The sequence below is a fragment of the Hymenobacter busanensis genome (assembly GCF_008727865.1).
GTDB classification, from domain to species: Bacteria; Bacteroidota; Bacteroidia; order Cytophagales; family Hymenobacteraceae; genus Solirubrum; species Solirubrum busanense.
Genome location: NZ_VTWU01000002.1, coordinates 620,814 through 635,787, shown reverse-complemented (window position 1 = coordinate 635,787; position 14,974 = coordinate 620,814). Strand labels below are relative to the sequence as shown.

General features: G+C 63.9%; 9 protein-coding genes. 7 read left to right on the top strand and 2 right to left on the bottom strand.

Annotation, left to right across the window (positions count from 1 at the left end; genetic code table 11):
• The first annotated feature begins 38 nt into the window (after positions 1–38).
• Positions 39–680: a response regulator gene (locus tag F0P96_RS07155; protein WP_151078147.1), complete on the top strand. Its 642-nt coding sequence runs from the start codon at positions 39–41 to the stop codon at positions 678–680.
• Positions 681–775: 95 nt separating this feature from the next.
• Here the strand turns inward: F0P96_RS07155 and F0P96_RS07150 are convergent, their stop codons facing one another.
• The gene (locus F0P96_RS07150) at positions 776–1,060 is read right to left on the bottom strand and encodes a KGG domain-containing protein (protein WP_151078146.1); all 285 of its coding nucleotides are present in this window, start codon (positions 1,058–1,060) and stop codon (positions 776–778) included.
• Between the two features lie 188 nt (positions 1,061–1,248).
• Positions 1,249–2,277, bottom strand: a complete 1,029-nt coding sequence (locus F0P96_RS07145) for a chemotaxis protein CheB (RefSeq protein WP_201743859.1) — start codon at positions 2,275–2,277, stop codon at positions 1,249–1,251.
• A gap of 445 nt (positions 2,278–2,722) precedes the next feature.
• On the opposite strand from F0P96_RS07145, the gene F0P96_RS07140 reads away from it, so the two are divergent.
• The 6 genes from F0P96_RS07140 (at position 2,723) to F0P96_RS07115 (ending at position 14,902) form a co-directional block, all read left to right on the top strand.
• The gene (locus F0P96_RS07140) at positions 2,723–5,734 is read left to right on the top strand and encodes a CheR family methyltransferase (RefSeq protein WP_160620366.1); all 3,012 of its coding nucleotides are present in this window, start codon (positions 2,723–2,725) and stop codon (positions 5,732–5,734) included.
• A gap of 104 nt (positions 5,735–5,838) precedes the next feature.
• A complete protein-coding gene (locus F0P96_RS07135) occupies positions 5,839–9,354 on the top strand; it encodes a PAS domain S-box protein (protein WP_151078144.1) in 3,516 nt (1,171 codons plus the stop codon).
• A 96-nt stretch (positions 9,355–9,450) separates the two neighbouring features.
• The gene (locus F0P96_RS07130) at positions 9,451–11,010 is read left to right on the top strand and encodes an FAD-dependent oxidoreductase (protein WP_151078143.1); all 1,560 of its coding nucleotides are present in this window, start codon (positions 9,451–9,453) and stop codon (positions 11,008–11,010) included.
• A 135-nt stretch (positions 11,011–11,145) separates the two neighbouring features.
• Positions 11,146–12,972, top strand: coding sequence for a MutS-related protein (locus tag F0P96_RS07125; protein ID WP_235917415.1), 1,827 nt, complete (start codon positions 11,146–11,148; stop codon positions 12,970–12,972).
• A gap of 127 nt (positions 12,973–13,099) precedes the next feature.
• Positions 13,100–14,074, top strand: coding sequence for a bestrophin family protein (locus tag F0P96_RS07120; RefSeq protein WP_151078142.1), 975 nt, complete (start codon positions 13,100–13,102; stop codon positions 14,072–14,074).
• A 462-nt stretch (positions 14,075–14,536) separates the two neighbouring features.
• Entirely contained in the window at positions 14,537–14,902 is a 366-nt protein-coding gene (locus tag F0P96_RS07115; protein WP_151078141.1) for a hypothetical protein, read from the top strand.
• The last annotated feature ends 72 nt before the right edge of the window (positions 14,903–14,974 follow it).

Here is a 14,974-nt window from a genome sequence, read left to right as displayed (position 1 = left end):
ATCTTGATGCACGAGTCCGCCACCTTATTTCCACACCTATGATCCGTCTTATCCTTGTTGACGACCACACCATCATTCGCGACGGGATTCAGGCCCTGCTCTCGGATGTAGCTGAACTGGAAGTGGTGGGCCAGGCCCGCAACGGCCGCGAACTGCTGGACATGCTCCCCCACACCCCCGCCGATGTAGTGATGATGGACCTGAACATGCCCGAGCTGAGCGGCTTCGAAACCATGCCGCTGCTGCGCGAGCAGTTTCCCGAAGTGCGCGTGCTCATCCTCTCCATGCTCGACCACGAGAAGTACGTGCACCAGATCTTGACGGCCGGCGCCCTGGGCTACGTGCTCAAGAATGCCGGGAAGGAAGAAATTGTGCACGCCATTCGCACGGTGGCCAGTGGCCGGCCGTTTCTGTGCACCGAAATCGGCTTGAACCTGCTGCACAAGGCCATTGAGGCACCCAGCTCCGGCGGCCCCAAGAAGCCCAACGACCTCTCCAACCGCGAAACCGAGGTGCTGCGCCTCATTGCCGAGGGCCTCACCAACGCCGAAATAGCCGACAAGCTCTTCACCAGCAAGCGTACCATCGAAACCCATCGGCAGAACATCATCGAAAAGACGCAGGCCAAAAACACGGCCGCCCTCATCAAATACGCCATGGAAACCGGGCTGCTGGCCTAAGAAAGTCGGGCAGCTGGTACCGGCCAAGCACGCAAAAGCCCGCGGCAGGTAGCCTGCCGCGGGCTTTGCTCGTGTATGGGCCATAAGCCGAAGCACTAGCGGCGGTTGCCGCCGCTGGCTTCGCCGCCTTTCTTGCCGGCTTCGCGGTGCTGCTCGCTGCTGCCCCCGCGCTGGCTGCTGCTGCCGCCACCATGCGAGGCTTTTCCGCCTTCACTCGAAATGCGCCGTTGCTCTTCGTCGCTCATCGCGGCGAAGCCCCGCTCGCTCTTGCCGCTGCCTTGGTTCCCGCTCTGGTTGTTCTTGGCTTCGGCGCCTTTTTTGCCGGCTTCAGAGTGCTGTTGCGAGCTGCCGCCGTGCTGGTTCTGATTGTTCGCTGCCATGATTTTGGAGTTGGTTAGAGGGTGTTACATGCAGGACAATTCCTGTAGGTTTAGTAACGACGCAGGTACCGAAATGGACAAGTAAAAAGCCGCAAAAAAGCCCATTGACGAGCTTTTTTGCGGCTTTTTACCTAATTATACGGAGCTTTGGCTACGGGTTTTTTACGCTCATTCCGAGGGCACGCCAATCAGCCGGTCTGGCTGCTGCCTTCGGCATCTACCTCGCCCAGCGGGTTGCTGGCCGAGCGGCCGTTGAGCAAAAACTCGCGCAAGCGGTTGATGTGCTGCTTGAGCTCTTCGCTGCGCTCTTCCTGTTGCACGCTCCACTGGCCTTCGCCGCGCATGGCCATGCTGGAGAGCAGGTTTTTGCGCTCCTCCATCATGCGCAGCGCTACCCACAGGGTTTCTTCCAGCGACTCCTGCGTGTCGCGCAGCAGGCCGTCGGCGGTAAAGGCGTGGCCGGTGTGGCAGCGGTAGCGCAGCAGGTTGCCGTGCTTCATTTCCCAGAGGGCACCGCCGCAGTCGGGGCAGGTGAGGGGTACCTGCCGCCCAATGTGCCTGACTTCTTGCGTAGTTCCCACAACCCGTTCCGCAATGGCGGCTTCTTGAATGATATCGTCGGGAACCGGGCCCGTTGCCAGGGGCCGGGTGTCGCATAGTTGCTGCAGCAAAGCGCCCATTTCGGACAGGGGCGCCGAGTAGTCGACCTGCACGTTGCGCAGGGCGCTGACGGGCATGCTCGGGTACTCGGCATCGTGGGGGTCTTGCACCACGGCCACGCCGCCGGCGCGCTTGATGAGCTCCAGGCCGGCCGTGCCGTCGTGCAGCATGCCGGTAAGCACGACCCCAATGGTGAGAGGCCCGTAGACCGCTGCGGCCGAGCGAAACAAGGCGTCGGCAGCCGGGCGGTAGTGGTTTTCGCGCGGGCCTTTGGTCACCAGCACATGGCCTTCCTTCACCAGCAGGTGGCGGTCGGGCGGGGCCAGGTACAAGTGGCCTTTGGCAATGTGCTGGCCGTCTTCGGCAAGGTGGCACTGCAAGCTGGTGTGCTGGGCCAGGCGGCTGGCCAGGTGTGGGCCCGAAGAGTCGGGGGCGAGGTGCTGCACGACAAACACGGCAGCGGGCAAGTCGGCCGGTAGTTGGGCCACGAGCTGCGTCAGGGCAGGCATGCCACCCGCCGAGGTGCCAATGACGATGACGTGGTGAAGGTATTGCACAGGCGAAACGAAAACGGCTGCCCATGCAGCCCGGCGGCGAACAAAGGAATCAAGCAGTAATACGCAGGCCGGCCGAAAAAGAAGACGCTATTCAGTGTCCGCCCCGGCGCTCCTGAGCGTACGAAGAGCCGCAAAAAGCCCCTGTACACGCCGGGGCGCCCGTTGGCGGCACGCAGCAGCCAGTTGCTAATCAAGAGCGTAGCGCAACCACGGGCCAATTGAAATGGGTTGCCAAGGGCAAAGAATACGTGTTTTCCACACCGCTGCGCAAAACACGTATTCTTAACTGTTGCCCGCGCGCCACGGTCCCGGCGCGGCAGAAACGCCCGCCGTTGGCTAAATTTGACAAGGCTATGCCAGGCGACTTAGGCCGCGCCGGCGCCGCGCTTTCCTTGCTTTTCCCATGTCCTGCCGCTGCTCCGTGCCGGCTGGCTTGCCCTTTGCCATGAGCCAGACTCCCAACCCTCCGTCGGAAACCGGCGCGCGGACCCAGCCCGAAACCGTTACCGCCGACGAGCAGTTCCCGCACGGCAAAGTGGTGGAGATTCGCCCGCTCGAAAACCAGGGCGAGCGGCACCCGGTGGTGGCGTTGTGCGCCTCGGCCGGCGGCCTGGAGGCCCTGGAGCGGTTTTTTCAGTACATGCCCCCCGACAGCGGCCTGGCCTTTGTGGTGGTGATGCACCTCGACCCCGACGGCAAAGACATGCTGCCCGACGTGCTGGCCCGCTTTACGCCCATGCCTGTGCAGCGCGCCGAAGACGGCCTGAAGGTGAAGCCCAACCACGTCTACTGCATTCCGCCCGACCGCGACATGAGCATTCTGCACGGCACGCTGCTGCTGCTGCCGCCCACGCAGCCCCGCGGCCGGCGCATGCCCATCGACTACTTCCTGCAGAGCCTGGCCAAAGACAGCCGCGAGCGGGCCGTGTGCATCATCTTCTCCGGCGCCGGCTCCGACGGCACCATTGGGCTGAAAATGGTGATGGAAAACTTCGGGATGGTGATGGTGCAGGAGCCCGACTCGGCCGCCTTCGACTCCATGCCCCGCTCGGCCCTGAACACCGAGTTTGTGGACCAGGTGCTGCTGCCCGAGCAAATGCCCGCCGTGCTGCTCGACTACGTGCGCCGCCCGCTGCTGGCCGCCCGCCCCGAGCCGGAAGACCCGGATTCCACCACCCGGCCGGCCCACGCGCTACAGAAGATCTTCATGCTCATCCGCAACAAAACCGGCCACGACTTTAGCTTCTACAAGCGCAATACCGTGTTCCGACGCATCGAGCGGCGCATGAATTCCCACCAGATCAAGGAATTTACCCACTACGTGCGCTACCTGCAGGAAAACCCGCAGGAGGTGGAGCAGCTCTTCAAAGAGCTGCTCATAGGCGTCACCAAGTTCTTTCGCGACCAGGAGGCCTACGACAGCCTCAAGCAGCACCTGGTGCCGCTGCTCCAGCGCAAGCCCGCCGACAGCACCATTCGGGTGTGGGCGCCCGGCTGCTCCACCGGCGAAGAGGCCTACTCGCTGGTGATGGTGCTGCAGGAGTGCCTCGACCAGGTGGCGCCCAACAAGTACCTCAAGATTCAGCTTTTCGCCACCGACATCAACCAGGAGGGCGTCGATTTTGCCCGCAACGGCCTCTATAGCGAGAACATAGCCGGCGACGTAAGCGCGGAGCGGTTGCAGCGCTTCTTCACCAAAGCCGACGCCAGCTACCAGATCCGGAAGGAAGTGCGCGACGTGGTGGTGTTTGCGGTGCATAACCTCAACAAGGACGCGCCTTTCACCAAGCTCGATTTGCTGGTGTGCCGCAACCTGCTCATTTATCTGAGCAGCGAGCTGCAGCGCAACCTTATTCCGGTGTTTCACTACGCCCTCAACCCCAACGGGCTGCTGTTTCTGGGGCCGAGCGAAAACCTCACCGGCTTTCAGGAGCTGTTCACCCCGCTCGACATCAAGTGGAAAATTTCCCAGCGCAACAACGTGCCCTACTCGCTGGCGCGCATCGTCAACTTCCCCTTTACCCTCGCCCGGCAAGCCGCCGCGGCCACTACGTCCGCTAGCATGCATACCCCCGCCCGCAAGGACAGCACCTTCGCCCTGATGGTGCAGAAACTCCTGCTTGGCACCTACGCCCCGCCCTCGGTGGTGATAAATGTGAAAGGCGAAATCCTGTACGTGAACGGCCGCACCGGCAAATACTTGGAGCCCGCTCCCGGCATGAGCGGCATGAATGTGCTGGAAATGGCCCGCGAAGAGCTGCGCTTCGAAATCAGCGGGGCCGTGCACCGCGCCACCCAGCAGCGGCAGGACGTGGTAGTGGAAGCCGCCAAGCTGCGCACCGACCGCGGCCACGAGCTGGTGCGCCTCACGGTGAAGTACCTGCCGCAGCCCGAGGCCCTGGCTGGCCTGTTGCTGGTGGTGTTCGAAGACGTGCCCACCCCGCGCCGCCGGCCCCGCGCCGGCAAAACCGACGTGCTGCGCGACAACGCCGTGGAAGCCCTGGAGCGGGAGCTGCAGTACACCAAGCAGCGCCTGCAAAACACCATCGAGGAAATGGAGTCGAGCCTGGAAGAGCTCAAGAGCACCAACGAAGAGCTGCAGTCGGCCAACGAGGAGCTGCAAAGCACCAACGAGGAGGCCATGACCAACAAAGAGGAGATGCAGAGCCTGAACGAGGAGCTGATGACCCTCAACATGCAGTACCTAAGCAAAACCGAGGAGCTGAGCCAGGCCGCCAACGACATGAAGAACCTGCTCGACGCCACGGGCATTGCCACCATCTTCCTCGACAACGACATGGTGGTGAAGCGCTTCACGGCCTCCGTCGGGCGCATCATTCCGCTCCAGCCCACCGACGTGGGCCGGCCCATCACGCACTTTGCCTCCAAGCTGCGCTACGAAAACCTGGAGCCCGACGTGCGCCGCGTGCTCGACCGCCTGGTGCCCACGCACGCCAACATCCAGACCACCACCGGCGAGTGGTACGACATGCACATTCTGCCCTACCGCACCCTCGACAACTACATCAACGGGGCCGTCATCACCTTCACCGACATTACGGCCCTCAAAGAGCTGGAGCGGCGCACCCAGCAAAGCACCGCCATGGCCGAAAGCGTGGTGCAGGCCGTGCGCGAGCCGCTGGTGGTGCTCGACGCCGAGCTGCGCGTGGTGTCGCTCAGCCAGGCCTTTGCCGATATGTTCGGCATCGACTCGGCCCAGGGCCGCGGCCAGCTCCTGGCCGACCTCGGCGACGGCGCCTGGAAAGACGGCCGCCTCACCGACCAGCTCCAGGAGCTGGCCCGCACCCAGCAAGCCTTCGACAACCTGGACGTGAAAGCCGAATTTCCGCGCCTGGGCCGCCAGCTCCTGCGTTTCTACGGCCGCAGCATTCAGCTCGACGGTCACCCCAGCAGCCACCTGCTGCTGGGCATCAGCGAAATGCCCGCGGCGCAGTAGGCCGCGCCGGTAGGCGCCGCGCGGGTGGGCACGGCCGCACCAGCCCGCAAAGCCGGCCGTTTCTGCGTACTTTACTCGGGCTGCCGCCTTGTTCCTTCCCCGCTATGAGTGCTTCCCTCGCCGACGATATGGCCGGCCGCCTTCACACCAGCAGCCTCGATGAGCTGCGCCAGCGGGCCGAGCGCCGCCGCGTGGTTACCGAAACCCTGAGCCAGAAAAGCCCCGAGGAAGTGCAGCGGCTGGTGGAAGAGCTGCAGGTGCACCAGATAGAGCTGGAAATGCAGTACGAGGAGCTGCTGCTGGCCCAGCAGGAAGCCCAGCGGGTGCGGGCCCAGTTCATCGACCTCTACGATTTTGCCCCGGTCGGCTACTGCACCCTCGATGCCCACGGCCTCATTCAGCAGCTCAACCTGCGCGCCAGCCAGCTGCTGGGCACCACGCGCCAGCTGCTGCAAGACCGCCGCTTTCAGCTGTTTGTGGCCCCCGACAACCGCGACGCGTTCTATCAGTTTTTGCAGCGCACCCTGCACAGCGAGGAGCGCCAGACCTGCGAGCTGGAAATGCGCCGCCACGACGGCACCCCGTTCCACGCCCTGCTCGAAGGCCTGCCCGTGGCCACTGCCGGCACCACCCAGGTGCGCGTGACCTTCCTCGACACCACCGAGCAGCGACGCACGGCCCAGGCCCTGACCACCAGCGAAGCCAAGTTTCGCACCCTCTTCGAGCAGTCGGCCGACGCCTCGGTGCTGGTGCACGACCGCCGCTACGTCGACTGCAACCAAGCCGCTGTGCGCCTGCTGGGCGCCCGCGACAAAAGCCAGATTGTGGGGCAGCCGCTGCTGCTGAACGTGCCCCCGGTGCAGCCCAACGGTCGTTCGTCGCGCGAGCTGATGGAGCACTACCTGCGCACGGTCCAGGCCACCGGCTCCTGCCAGTTTGAATGGCTGCGCCACACGTTTGCGGGCGAACCGATGTGGATGGACGTCACCGTGACGCCCATCGAAGTAGGCGGGCAACAGCTGTTGTACGCCACGTGGCGCGACATTACGGCCCGCAAGCGCGCCGAGGAAGCCTTGCTAGCCAGCGAAACCCGCTTTCGTACCCTGTTCGAGCAAAGCTCCGACGGCATGCTGCTGCTCCAGGATGGCCGCTATACCGCCTGCAATGCCGCCGCGCTGCGCCTCATTGGGGCCGAGCGCCCGGAGCAGGTGGTGGGCCAGCCGGTGGCGGTGTGCGCGCCGGAGTGCCAGCCCGACGGCCGCCTGACGGCCGAGTGGTTTGCCGACAACGTGCGCTTGGCCCAGCAGCAAGGCTCACTGCGTTGTGAAATGCTGATGCACCACTTTTCGGGCCGCGACATCTGGATTGAGGGCGTGCTCACGCCGGTAGCCATTCCGGAGCAGACCACCCTTACCCACATGGTGTGGCGCGACGTGACCGAACGCCGCCATGACGTGGAGCGCCTGCGGGAAAGCGAAAACCGGCTGCGCGCGGCTCTCAAGTCGGCCAAGCTGGGCGTGAACTCCTGGAACCTGAAAACCGAGGAAGTATACCTCGACGAGCGAGCCCGCGCCATTCTGGGCCTGCCGCCCGAGCAGCCCTACACCTTCGACGAGCTGATTGGCCTCACGCACCCCGACGACCGGGAGCTGCTGCAGGCTGCCATTGAGCAAACCGTACACGGAAACGAGCAGCTCAACGCCGAGTACCGCGTGGTGCACCCCGGCGGCGAGGTGCGTGTGGTGCGGGCCAACGGCCAGCTTACCCGCGACGAGCAGGGCGCCCCGTTGCAGATAACCGGCGTGCTGCGCGACGTAACCGAGCGTCGCCGCGACCGGCAGCGCCTGCTCGACAGCGAAGAACGACTGCGACTGGCCCTCATCAGCTCAGGTGCCGGCGTGTGGGAGGTAGACCTAGAAACCAACGCCCTGCAGTGGGACGAACGCGCCCAGGCCATCTTCGGTCGCGCTTTTTCCTCGCTGCCGGGCCGGTTTGCTGCCCTTACCGAGGCCATGCACCCCGACGACATAGCGGCCGTAAGTGCTGCTCTTCAGGCGTCGATTCAGCACAACACGCCCTTTGAGCTGGAGCACCGGGTGGTGTGGCCCGATGGCACGGTGCACCACGTGGCGGCCACCGGCCAAGCCGTATACAGCCCCGCCGGCCAGCCGTTGCGCTTTGTGGGTCTGGTGCGCGACGTGACCGACCGCTACGAAGCCCAGCAGGAAATCAGCTACCAGACGCGCCTGCTCGACCGCATTGTGCACAACATGCCCGTGGTACTCACCCGCGTGGCGCCCGATGGTACCTTGCTGGAGGTAGTGGGTGCCGGGTTGCAGCGCCTTGGCGTGGCCGATAATTTCCTGAACGGCCGCAACGTGTTCGATGCTTACCCCATGCTGCTGGAGCACATGAACGTGCTGCTGAGTGGCAACGAAGTGCGCTTTTTGGGCCTGCCGCCCAACCGGGGCCAGCAGGTGTACTTCCAGAACTACGGCTTTTTCGACGAGGAGCGGCAGTGTGGCATCCTGTTCGCCATCGACGTGACCGAAACCCAGCAGGCCAACGCCAAGCTGAAGGCCGAGAAAGACTTCTCCCGCAGCCTGCTCGACACCAGCGTCGACGGCATCGTGGCCCTCGATGCCAGCCTGTGCGTGACGGTGCTCAACCGCGTAGCGCAGCAAACCTTCGGACTGGTGGAAAGCGAGGTGGTAAACCGCAAGCTGTTTGAGCTGGTGCCCGAGCTGAACGTGCCGCAATACCGCCAGGTGCTGGAGCGGGTGCTGAAAGGCGAATTGCTGCAGCGCTACGATTTGCCCTTCCGCAACCAGTATTTCGACGCCTATTTCGCGCCCCTGCAAAACCCCAACGGCGACATAACCGGGGTGCTGGCCGTAATCCGCGACGTGACCGAACGCAACCGCTTGGCCACCCTTGCCACCCAGGCCCAGCTCCAGCGCCAGAAAGAAGTGCTCAGCGCCATTCTGCACACCCAGGAAGACGAGCGGAAGCGCATTGCCGAGGGCCTGCACAACGGCGTGGGGCAGCTACTGTACGCCACCAAGCTGCACCTCGAGCACAAACCCGTTGATGAGGAACACCGAGCCGCCGCGCTGGGCGTGCTCAACGAAGCCATTAAAGCCACGCGCAGCATTTCCTTCGAGCTGACGCCCAATATCCTGGAAGACTTCGGCCTGAAAACCGCGCTGGAAGAACTCTGCAAGCGTATTCCGCAGCAGCGTTTGCAGGTACACTTGGCCGTTGGTGAGCTGCCAACGGCTCTGCCGCGCGTGCTCGAAACCGCCATTTACCGCATCGTGCAGGAGCTGCTCAACAACGTGATGAAGCACGCCCAGGCCCGCGAAACGTTCGTGTACGTGGAGCCAGCCGGCCGGCACATTCAGGTAAGCGTGGAAGACGACGGCGCGGGATTCGATGTGGAAACGGCCGTAAACCAGCACAGCGGCATTGGCCTGACCGGCATTCGTAACCGCGTAGGCCTGCTCGGCGGCCAGCTCACCATCCGCTCGCAGCCCGGCCGGGGTACCACCATCAGCATCGAGTTGCCCGTTGGGTCGGATGCGCAGGAGCTGCCGACGAAGCCAAGTCTCCTGGCATAAACAGGCCGGCCGGCCGCAAACGGCAAGCTCGACCACTAACCCCGGCGCACCGGGCGGCGTAAGCACACAGCGTTTCATTCTACACTTCGCTGCCCTATGCTCACGCCTGACCAAAGCTCCGGCGCCACGCCCACCGCGTGGCTGGCCACCGCCGACCGCCCCACTTTCGCGGTCCTCTCGCAGAACACCACCGCCGACGTGGTGGTCATTGGGGCCGGCATAGCGGGCCTGAGCACCGCCTACCTGCTGGCCCGCGAAGGCCGCACCGTGGTGGTGCTCGAAGACGGCGAAATCGGCTCGGGCGAAACCGGGCGCACCACCGCCCACCTCTCCAACGCCCTCGACGACCGGTACTACAATCTCGAAAAGCTGTTTGGCCAGGAGGGCGCCCGCCTCGCCGCCGACAGCCACGGCGCCGCCATCGACCAGATTGAGCGCATTGCCCGCGAAGAAAACATAGCCTGCGACTTTGCCCGCCTCGACGGCTTTCTGTTTTTGCCCGCCGGCGGCACCGTAAAGGAGCTCGACGACGAGCTGGCAGCCGCTCACCGCGCCGGCCTCGGCGGCGTAGAGCGGCTGCCCGATGCCCGCGCCACCGGCTTTCATACCGGCGACTGTCTGCGCTTCCCCAACCAGGGCCAGTTTCACATTCTCAAGTACCTCAACGGCCTGGCGCAAGCCCTGGTGAAGCGCGGTGGCCGCATTTTTACCCACACCCGCGCCACCGAAATCCACGTCATCGACCAAGATGTGCGCGTGGTAACCCAGGGCGGCGCCGAAGTAGCGGCCAAGCACGTGGTGGTGGCCACCAACACGCCTTTCAACGACCGGGTGGTGATGCACACCAAGCAGGCGCCCTACCGCACCTACGTGGTGGCCGTGCGGGTGCCCAAAGGCTCGGTAACCCAGGCGCTGTATTGGGACACCGCCGACCCCTACCACTACATCCGCCTGCAGGAAATGCCCGATTCTACCTCCAGCGGCAGCGCCTATGACTTGCTGATTGTGGGCGGCGAGGACCACAAAACCGGGCAGGAATCGGACCCCGAAGAGCGGCTGCGCTGCCTGGAAGAATGGACGCGGAAACACTTCCCGAGCGCGCAGCAAACCGAATTTCGGTGGTCGGGGCAGGTGATGGAGCCCGTCGACAGCCTCGGCTACGCCGGCCGCAATCCGATGGACGCCGACAACGTGTACATCATCACCGGCGACTCGGGCCACGGCATGACGCACAGCACCCTGGGCGCCATGCTCATCACCGACCTCATCCAAGGCCGCGACAACCCCTGGGAGAAGCTCTACGACCCCGGCCGCATTACCGGCAGCCTCGACACGGCCAAGGAATTCCTGAAGGAAAACCTGAACGTAGCCGCCGAATACACCGACCTGCTCACCGGCGGCGACGTGGCCTCGGCCGAGGAAATAGCGCCCGACACCGGTGCTGTGCTGCGCCGCGGCCTTGCCAAAGTGGCCGTGTACCGCGACCCACAAGGCCAGCAGCACGAGTGCTCGGCCATTTGCCCGCACTTGGGCTGCGTGGTGCACTGGAACAACCTCGAAAAAAGCTGGGACTGTCCTTGCCACGGCAGCCGCTTCAGTGCCTACGGCGAGCTGATGAACGGCCCGGCGGACCGGGGGCTGGGAAAGGTGGAGTAGGGGAGTTTCGTTCTGGGCTCTGATAAACCACTCCTGGCAAGTCCTGAATCGAAGAGGGACACTAACCGCTGGGAGAGTCACAGCTTCCCAACTCCTAAACCAGGCACGTACCTTCGCTGGTCTAGCTGCTTTGCCGTGCCTGTTTCCGCTGCCATCCGCCCACTTATCGTTTCGCCCCACGCCATTTTTACCGACAACGTCGCCACGCACGCCGCCGAAGCCGCCCGCATAAGCGGGCGGCACGCGGCTGTGGGGTGGTTGCGCGTAGCCGTTTTTGCCGGAGCGACTGGGGGAGCCTGGTGGCTGTTTCGCAACCAGTACACGGCAGCGGCGTGGGCGCTGCTGGCCGTGGCCTACGTAGTGTTTTTGCTGGTCATGCGCTGGCACAGCCGCATCAGCTACCGGCTGCGGCACCAGCAGCTGCTTGGCCTCATCAACCAGGAAGAGCTGCAGCGGCTGGCCGGCAACATCAACGGTTTCGACAGCGGCCAACGCTACGCCGACGGCGCACACCCCTACACCGCCGACCTCGACATCTTCGGTGCGCACTCCCTGTTTCAGCTGCTGAGCCGCACCACTTCCCGGCTGGGCCAAGACCGGCTGGCTGCGTGGCTGCAGGCGCCGGCCGCCGTGCCCGAGTTGCGGGCGCGGCAGCAGGCCGTGGCCGAACTGGCGCCGGACGTAGCGTGGCGACAGGACTGGCAGGCCCGCGCCCGGCATTTCCCCAAGCAAGCCGACGACCCGCGCCCGTTTCTGCACTGGATGCACGCGCCCGGTTTCTACGCCAAGCACGCCTGGATTCTGGCCCTGCTGCCGGTGCTGCCGCCGCTGGCCGTGGCGGGTGTGGTGCTGTGGTTTCTGGGATATTCGGGCTGGCTGGCGGGTGCACCGGTCTTGGCTATGTACGCCGTCAACTACCGTTTTCGGGCCGAACGCGACGCCATTTTCGAGCGCAGCATGGACATGCACGACGTGCTGCGGGCCTACCGCGACCAGCTCATCAGCCTGGAAGAGCGCGACTGCACGGCGCCGCTGCTGGTAGAGTTGCGGGCGCGGCTGCTGAGCGCCGGTCAGCCGGCTTCGGCCTATGTGGCGCGGCTGGCGCGCATTGCCCAGAATTTTTCGCTGCGTTGGAGCACCCTGGCCGGATTCTTTGCCAACAACCTGCTCATGTGGGACTTCTTCTGGATGTGGCGGCTGGAGCGGTGGAAGCGGGAGTTGGGCGGCGCGCTGGAGCCGTGGCTGGAAACCGTGGCCGAAACCGAAGCCCTGGTGAGCCTCGCCGCCACCCAATACGCCCAGCCCGAATGGGCCGTGCCCGAGGTGATGGGCGCGCCGCTCACCTTCGACGCCGAAGCCCTGGCGCACCCGCTCATCTTCAGCGCGCAGCGTGTGGCCAACGACTTTGCTACCGCCGGCGCGGGCCGCACGGCCTTGGTTACGGGCTCGAACATGTCGGGCAAAACCACGTTTCTGCGCACCTTGGGCATCAACGCGGTCCTCGCGCTGGCCGGCGGACCGGTGTGTGCCCGGCAGCTGCGCATCGGGCCGATGCAGCTTTTCACGGCCACGCGCACCCAAGACAACCTGGCCGAAAGCACGTCGTCGTTCTACGCCGAACTCAAACGCCTGCGCCAGCTGCTCGACCTCACCGAGCAGGGCCAGCCCGTGTTTTTCCTGCTCGACGAAATCCTGAAAGGCACCAACTCCCGCGACCGGCACGACGGCGCCCGCGGCCTGATCCGGCAGTTGCACCGGCGGCCCGCCAGCGGCCTCGTGAGCACCCACGATCTGGAGCTGGGCGACCTGGAACAGGAGTTGCCCGGCTTCGTGCGCAATTTCAGCTTCAACAGCACCGTCGAAGGCGACGACATTCGCTTCGACTACCGCCTCACGCCCGGCATCTGCCGTGAGTTCAACGCCAGTAAACTGATGGAGCTGATGGGCATTGGCACCGGCTGAGTATGAGGTGCTTTGCGAACGGAGCAGCGCGGCAAGCCGGCAATACGCAAAACCTTTCGCGCCCTTTGCCCGGTAAGTAGCTCATCAGTTCGGCACAACCCCGGCACCGCTTTACCTCACTACCGGCATGTACATTCGGCAAAACCTGCGTTGGAACATCATTTGGCGAAAAGCCTGGCGCCCGGTGTTGTTACTATTGCTGTACAACACGGTGGTGTGCGCGCTGTTTGCCGGTGGTTTCACGCAGCTGTCCATTCCCTGGCAGCCGGTAGCCACGCTGGGTACGGCCGTGGCGTTCTACATCGGTTTCAAGAACAACGGCTCCTACGACCGATTCTGGGAAGGCCGCCAGATCTGGGGCGGCATCGTGAATGCCAGCCGCACCTGGGCCATCCAGATGCTGGAGTACGTGACGTCGCGCGTGGACGCCCCGGAGCTGACCAACATCCGGCCCGCGGCCACGGCCGCCGAGCTGACGGAGCGGCACCGCGTGCTGCTCTACCGCCACATTGCGTGGTGCAATGCCTTGCGCCTGGAGCTGCGTCGCCAGCGCGACGAGCGGTGGGCCGACGAGGTAGCGCCGTTTTTGAGCGAGGAGGAAAGCGAGTTTATGCGCCACCGGGCCAACCCGCCCACGCACTTGCTGCGCCGACAGGCCGCCGAGCTGCGGATTTTGCGCGAGGAACGTGGCCTGCTCAACGACTTCCAGCACGTGGGCACGATGCAAACGCTCGATCAGCTGTTTGTACTGCAAGGCGGGTGTGAGCGAATCAAAAACACGCCGTTCCCGCGCCAGTTCGCCTTCTACAGCTTCGTGTTTGTGTGCCTGTTTGCCCTGCTGCTGCCGCTGGGTTTGCTGCGCGAGTTCGACAGCCTGGGCCACTACATGGTGTGGCTCACGGTGCCCTTTGCCACGTTGGTGGCGTGGGTGTTCAACACTATCGAGTCGGTGGGGCACACGAGCGAAAACCCGTTTGAGTACCAAATGAACGACGTGCCCATGACGGCCCTATGCCGCGCCGTCGAAATTGACCTGCGCGAAATGCTGGGCGAAACCGAGCTGCCGCCCAAAATCCAGCCCATTGACGACGTGCTGTACTAGGCCGCCCTGTTTTGTGGTTGGCTCTGCCGTTAGTATCTACTCTTACTCAATCAGTTGAGCAACCGAATACTTGTTTCGGTTGTCCTTGCTCTGTGCCTGCGCCGCTGCGAAACGTGTGCGTCGGCTCTGGAGCCTGTATCCGTAGTGCCCGCGGCAGACGGTGGTAAAAACGGATATATACTGTTCTTTCCGGTAATCTATATAGTATTGGAACCATATGGCGAATTTTTGAGTATAACCCGAAGAACGAATTGAACATAAGTGACTTGCGTGCCACTGCGCAAGTAGACTGCTGCCGAGAGAAGTGAGAAGTTGATGGGCTTCGGCCCCCGCAGCCACCTATAACCCCCCTGCCTTGCCCTGACTTGATGCGTTTGCTCGCGCCGCGTGCTTCACGCGGCTGGTTTACTTGTACTGCCGCCCTTGCTCCACCGCACCAATTCACCGCACTCCCTACCCCCAATGGAGGTTTACCGCGAAATATTACCCAATAGCTACCTGCTCATTTTGGCCGACGACCTGCCTGATCAGATTGAGCACGATGACTCTCTCGACTGGGCGTTGCGCCGCGCCGTGCGCAGCGGCAAGTCCAGCGTGTGGGTCGACTGCAGCCATTTGCACCACTTGCCGCCCGACGCCAACCAGTTGTTGACCTTCTACTACAACAAGCTGCGCAAACACGGCATGAGCCTCATCCTCTGCCACCTCAACGACACTGTGCGGCAGGAACTCGAAACGTTGTCGGCGGTGCACCCGCCGGTGGTGCCCACCCTGCTCGACGCCGAACAGTGGTGCAACCAAGAAATGCTGGCTCGCAAAACGGCCTAAAGGCAGTCGGTAGCGCCACCCCAACAAGCCACGGCCCCGTTTGCGCACTGCAAACGGGGCCGTGGCTTGTTG

Coding starts and splice junctions, on each gene's coding strand:
- F0P96_RS07155 (WP_151078147.1), top strand. CDS start 39: ATGATCCGTCTTATCCTTGTTGACGACCACACCATCATTCGCGACGGG.
- F0P96_RS07140 (WP_160620366.1), top strand. CDS start 2,723: ATGAGCCAGACTCCCAACCCTCCGTCGGAAACCGGCGCGCGGACCCAG.
- F0P96_RS07150 (WP_151078146.1), bottom strand. CDS start 1,060: ATGGCAGCGAACAATCAGAACCAGCACGGCGGCAGCTCGCAACAGCAC.
- F0P96_RS07120 (WP_151078142.1), top strand. CDS start 13,100: ATGTACATTCGGCAAAACCTGCGTTGGAACATCATTTGGCGAAAAGCC.
- F0P96_RS07135 (WP_151078144.1), top strand. CDS start 5,839: ATGAGTGCTTCCCTCGCCGACGATATGGCCGGCCGCCTTCACACCAGC.
- F0P96_RS07115 (WP_151078141.1), top strand. CDS start 14,537: ATGGAGGTTTACCGCGAAATATTACCCAATAGCTACCTGCTCATTTTG.
- F0P96_RS07130 (WP_151078143.1), top strand. CDS start 9,451: ATGCTCACGCCTGACCAAAGCTCCGGCGCCACGCCCACCGCGTGGCTG.